Raw genomic sequence first — 1,611 nt, forward strand, 5'->3', positions numbered from 1 at the left:
GCATGTCCGCGCCGCGGATGAGGCGTTCGCCCTGGGCGGTGACACCCCGGCCACCAGTTACCTGGTCATCGACAAGATCCTGAACGCCGCCCGCGAGTCGGGCGCGGACGCCGTCCATCCGGGGTACGGCTTCCTGTCGGAGAACGCCGACTTCGCGCAGGCGGTGCTGGACGCGGGCCTGATCTGGATCGGCCCGCCGCCGCAGGCCATCCGCGACCTCGGTGACAAGGTCGCCGCCCGCCACATCGCGCAGCGCGCCGGCGCCCCCCTCGTGGCCGGCACCCCCGACCCGGTCTCCGGCGCCGATGAGGTCGTGGCCTTCGCCGAGGAGCACGGCCTGCCCATCGCCATCAAGGCCGCCTTCGGCGGCGGCGGGCGTGGTCTGAAGGTCGCGCGCACCCTCGAAGAGGTCCCCGAGCTGTACGACTCCGCGGTGCGTGAGGCGGTGGCCGCCTTCGGCCGCGGCGAGTGCTTCGTCGAGCGCTACCTCGACCGCCCCCGGCACGTGGAGACCCAGTGCCTGGCCGACAAGCACGGCAACGTGGTCGTCGTCTCCACCCGTGACTGCTCGCTGCAGCGCCGCCACCAAAAACTGGTCGAGGAGGCGCCCGCGCCGTTCCTGAACGACGAGCAGGTCGCCGAGCTGTACCGGGCCTCCAAGGCGATCCTCAAGGAGGCCTCCTACGAAGGCGCAGGCACCTGCGAGTTCCTGGTCGGCCAGGACGGCACGATCTCCTTCCTGGAGGTCAACACCCGCCTGCAGGTCGAACACCCCGTCACCGAGGAGGTCGCCGGCATCGACCTGGTGCGCGAGATGTTCCGCATCGCCGACGGCGAGGAACTCGGCTACGGCGACCCCGAACTGCGCGGCCACTCCTTCGAGTTCCGCATCAACGGCGAGGACCCGGGCCGCAACTTCCTGCCCGCCCCCGGCACCGTCACCACGTTCGCCGCGCCCACCGGCCCCGGCGTGCGCCTGGACGCGGGCGTGGAGTCCGGCTCGGTCATCGGCCCGGCCTGGGACAGCCTCCTGGCCAAGCTGGTCGTCACCGGCCGCACCCGCAAGGAAGCCCTTCAGCGGGCCGCCCGCGCCCTGGAGGAGTTCCAGGTCGAGGGCATGGCCACCGCGATCCCCTTCCACCGCGCGGTCGTCAAGGACCCGGCCTTCGCCCTGGAGCTGACCGGCTCCGACGAGCCGTTCACGGTCCACACCCGCTGGATCGAGACCGAGTTCGTCAACGACATCAAGCCCTTCGCCGCCCCGACGGACGCCGAGACGGACGAGGACTCCGGCCGGGAGACGGTCGTCGTCGAGGTCGGCGGCAAGCGCCTGGAGGTCTCCCTGCCCGCCTCCCTGGGCATGACCCTGGCCCGCACCGGCCTGGCCGCCGGCGCCCGCCCCAAGCGCCGCGCCGCCAAGAAGTCCGGCCCGGTCGCCTCCGGCGACACCCTCGCCTCTCCCATGCAGGGCACCATCGTCAAGGTCGCCGTGGAGGAGGGCCAGGAGGTCAAGGAGGGCGACCTGGTCGTCGTCCTGGAGGCGATGAAGATGGAACAGCCCCTCAACGCCCACAAGTCCGGCACCATCAAGGGCCTGTCCGCGGAGATCGG

The 1,611-nt window shown here is 71.9% G+C and carries 1 protein-coding gene; it reads left to right on the forward strand.

All coding sequences use genetic code 11. The annotated features are described in order from the left end of the window. Positions 1-1,611 (forward strand): acetyl/propionyl/methylcrotonyl-CoA carboxylase subunit alpha (locus MKW14_RS40625; RefSeq protein ID WP_240871805.1); only part of this gene is annotated, 1,611 nt, incomplete at both ends.

The sequence above is a fragment of the Streptomyces gilvus genome (assembly GCF_022513565.1).
Classification (GTDB): domain Bacteria; phylum Actinomycetota; class Actinomycetes; order Streptomycetales; family Streptomycetaceae; genus Streptomyces; species Streptomyces gilvus.